Genomic DNA, 3633 nt, shown 5'->3' with positions numbered 1-3633 from the left:
CAATATGTCAGGGTCGTTGGCGAGCGCCATCGCGATCATCACACGCTGGCGCTGGCCACCGGACATTTCATGCGGATAGGATTTCATCCGCCGCTCGGGATCGGGAATATGCACCAGCCGCAGCAGCTTGAGCGCCTCTTCCCGCGCCTCGGCGGCATTCAGGCCCCGGTGCCGGCGGATCGGCTCGATCAACTGGTTGCCGATCGAATAGAGCGGATCGAGCGAAGTCATCGGCTCCTGAAAGATCATGCTGATCTTGCGGCCACGAACCTGGTTGAGCTCGGATTTGCTGAGCGTCAGAAGATTGCGGCCGCGATAATCAACGCTGCCTGTCGCTTCGCCGTTCGATGCCAGCAGGCTCATCGCCGCCATCATCGTCTGGCTTTTGCCGGACCCGGATTCGCCAACCACGGCAACGGTCTCGCCCGCATTGACGTGGATGCTGATGCCCTTCACCGCCTCGACTGCGCCGTCGAGCGTGCGGAAGCGGACACGCAGATCCTTGACGCTGAGGATCGTTTCGGAAGCAGCCATCTTAGCGATCCCCATCTTATCGATCTCTCGGGTCCAGTGCGTCGCGCAGGCCGTCGCCGACGAAGTTCAGCGCGAACAGCGTCGAGACGAGGAAGAAGGCGGGAAACAGGAGCAGCCAGTTGGCGGTGCCGATGTTCTTGGCGCCGACCGAGATCAGCACGCCCCAGCTGGTCATCGGCTCCTGCACGCCGAGGCCGAGAAACGACAGGAAGCTTTCCAGGATGATGACCTGAGGCACCAGCAGCGTCATGTAGATCACCACCGGGCCGAGCAGGTTGGGGATGACGTGGCGCAGCAGGATACCGCGCTGGCCGACACCCATGGCTTCCGCCGCCTGGACATATTCCTGCCGGCGGATCGACAGCGCCTGGCCGCGCACGATGCGCGCCATGTCGAGCCACAGCACGGCGCCGACCGCCAGGAACATCAGCACGAAGTTGCGGCCGAAAAACACTACCAGCATGATGACGAAGAAGATGAAGGGCAAGGAATAGAGCACGTCGACGATGCGCATCATCACCTCGTCGACCTTGCCGCCGGCAAAGCCGGCAGCGGCCCCGTAGACCACGCCGATGACCACCGCCACGACACCCGCGAGCAGGCCGATGGCCAGCGATATGCGCCCGGCCATCAGCGTGCGCGACAACAGATCCCGGCCGGTGTTGTCGGTGCCGAACAGGAAATACTGCTGCTTGATCGAGGCGCTCATCGTCACTTCGAGACCGTCGGGCGACTTGCTCTCGATCTTGGTGCCGTCAAAGGCATCGGAACGGTCGAGATAACGGATATTGCGATCGTCGATCGGCCTGGTCGACTTGACGGTGACGAAGACCTGGTTGCCTTCCTGCCGCCACTCCTTGATGTCGACCCGCATGCGCTTGATCGCTTCGGTAAGCGCCGTCTCGATCATGTCGGCCTTCGGATAGGCTGACAGGCTTGGCGGCATACGCACATAGTCGGCATAGATGGTGGTGTATTGATGCGGCACGAACCACGGTCCGAACACGCTGACGACACCGATCAGGGCAAGGTAGTACAGGCTGAACATGGCGGCGCGATTGGCCTTGAGCCGCGCCCAGGCATCCCCCCAGAGCGAACGGCCGATGACGGTGGGGGCTGTGGCTGCGATGTCAGTCATAGCGCACCCTCGGATCGACGACCGCGTACATGACGTCGACGATCAGGTTGAAGACAATGGTAAAGATGGCGATCACCACCACCGTTCCCATCACCAGCGTGTAGTCACGATTGAGCGCGGCATCGACGAAATAGCGGCCGACGCCTGGAATGGAGAAGATCGTCTCGACAATGACCGAGCCGGTCAGCAATGCCGCCGCCGCCGGACCGGTGAAGGAGACGATCGGCAGGATGGCACCGCGCAGCGCGTGCTTGACCACCACCGACCAATCGGACAGGCCGAGCGCGCGCGCCGTGCGGATGTGGTGGGACCGCAAGGATTCGATCATCGAGCCACGCATCAGCCGGGCGACGATGGCGATCTGCGGCAGAGCGAGCGTCAACACCGGACCGACCTTGTTGATGAAAGCGCCATCGCCCCACCCACCGATCGGCAGCAGCCTCCAGGTCAGCCCGAACAGGAGTTGGATCACCGGCGCGATGACGAAGGTTGGGATAGTGCTGCCGGCCGTCGCCAGCGCGATCACCGTATAGTCGCCAAGCTTGTTCTGGTTAAGCGCCGCAATGGTGCCGAGCACACAACCGAGTAGCAGCGCCAGGACGAGCGCCGAGGCGCCGAGCTGAACCGATATAGGCAGGCCCTTGGCGAAGAGTTCGGTGACGGTGAAATCCGGCATGTTGTAGCTCGGGCCGAAATTGCCGCGCAGCAGATTGCCGAGATAATGGACGAATTGCAGCCAGAGCGGGTCGTTGAGGCCGAACTGGGCTTCGAGATTGGCCTTGATCTCGGGGCTCAGCCCCCGCTCCTGGTTGAATGGGCCGCCCGGCGCGACGCGCATCAGGAAAAACGCCATGGTCACGATGACGAACAGCGTCGGGATGGCGGTCAGAAGCCGCCGTAATACGTATCGCAGCATCGGTGCCCCGCTTGACCCAGAGCAACGCGCGTCCAGCTGGACGGTTGCGCTCTAGCCTTCAAATCTTCGCACCGACATGCCGAAAATCGATTCCGGTTCCCGGGCCGATGCGATGGCAAACCAGCACCGCCGCGCATCTCGTTGCGCGGCGGCCCGGCTAAGGATCAGTCCTTGCTGATGAAGCGGGACGGATGGATGTCCATCACATTGTCGTCGAAGCCATGCAGCTTCGAGGAAACGATGTCGTGGAAGCTGTAGTAGAGAAGCGGAATGTTACCGACGTCATCGACAAGGATGCGCTCGGCCTCAGTGAGGTCCTTCATGCGCTCTTCCGGTTTGCCGCCGGCAGCCGCAGCCTTGTCCATGGCCGCTTCATATGCCGGGCTGACATAGCTCGAATAATTGTTGCCGCTGGCCTTGCGGGTGATGCCGAGGAAGGTCTCCGGATCCTTGTAGTCGGCGATCCAGGCGGCACGCGCCAAGTCGTAGTCGCCCTTCTGCTCGAGGAAGGAGTAGTGGGTCTTGGTGTCGGTGTTGACGAGCGAGACGTCGATGCCGAGCGGCTTCAACTGTTCCTGGATGGCGACGGCCGTGTTCTTGTGGTTTTCCGAAGTGTTGTAGCGGATCTCCATCTTCAATGGATGCTCGGGCGTATAGCCGAGTTTCTCGAGGGTCTTCTTGGCAGCGTCCTCGCGGTCGATCTGCGACATGTCGGCGTATTTGGCCATTGCCGGCGTGTAGCCCGCGATGCCCGGAGGCACCATCGAATAGCCAGGCAGCATCGAGTTCTGCCAGACCTTCTCAGCGAGGAAGTCGCGGTCGATCGCCATCGAGATGGCGTTGCGCAGTTCGACATTGTCCCACGGCGCCTTGTCGGTCTTGATCGCATAATAATAGGTGCCGAGATAAGGTCCGACGCGGACCTGGTCGCCGAACTTGGTCTTGAGGTCAGCGAGCTGTTCGGTCGGCAGGTCGCCGTAGCTGTCGAGTTCGCCGGCCTCGAACCGCTTCATCGCCGATGAGCGGTCTTCGGTCGGGATATAGT

4 protein-coding genes are annotated in these 3633 nt (G+C 61.8%); all 4 read right to left on the bottom strand.

Translation table 11 applies throughout. From position 1 onward, the window contains the following. A partial coding sequence (locus tag EN964_RS28745; protein WP_127277023.1) for an ATP-binding cassette domain-containing protein occupies positions 1-534 on the bottom strand: 534 nt, incomplete at its 3' end. 16 nt (positions 535-550) lie between these two features. After that, the gene (locus EN964_RS28740) at positions 551-1672 is read right to left on the bottom strand and encodes an ABC transporter permease (protein ID WP_127267925.1); all 1122 of its coding nucleotides are present in this window, start codon (positions 1670-1672) and stop codon (positions 551-553) included. Further along, positions 1665-2588 (bottom strand): ABC transporter permease subunit, encoded by a 924-nt coding sequence (locus EN964_RS28735; RefSeq protein WP_027035849.1) that lies wholly within the window; start codon positions 2586-2588, stop codon positions 1665-1667. The genes EN964_RS28740 and EN964_RS28735 overlap by 8 nt, the downstream gene beginning before the upstream one ends. A 164-nt stretch (positions 2589-2752) precedes the next feature. Further along, on the bottom strand, positions 2753-3633 hold an 881-nt coding region (locus tag EN964_RS28730; protein WP_245490696.1), incomplete at its 5' end, for an ABC transporter substrate-binding protein.

Origin of the sequence: Mesorhizobium sp. M7A.F.Ca.CA.001.10.2.1 (assembly GCF_003998575.1) — a bacterium.
GTDB lineage: Bacteria > Pseudomonadota > Alphaproteobacteria > Rhizobiales > Rhizobiaceae > Mesorhizobium.
Note: the sequence above shows the minus strand (reverse complement) of the source record. Positions and strands in the feature narration are given on the sequence as shown.

Coding starts and splice junctions, on each gene's coding strand:
- EN964_RS28740 (WP_127267925.1), bottom strand. CDS start 1,672: ATGACTGACATCGCAGCCACAGCCCCCACCGTCATCGGCCGTTCGCTC.
- EN964_RS28735 (WP_027035849.1), bottom strand. CDS start 2,588: ATGCTGCGATACGTATTACGGCGGCTTCTGACCGCCATCCCGACGCTG.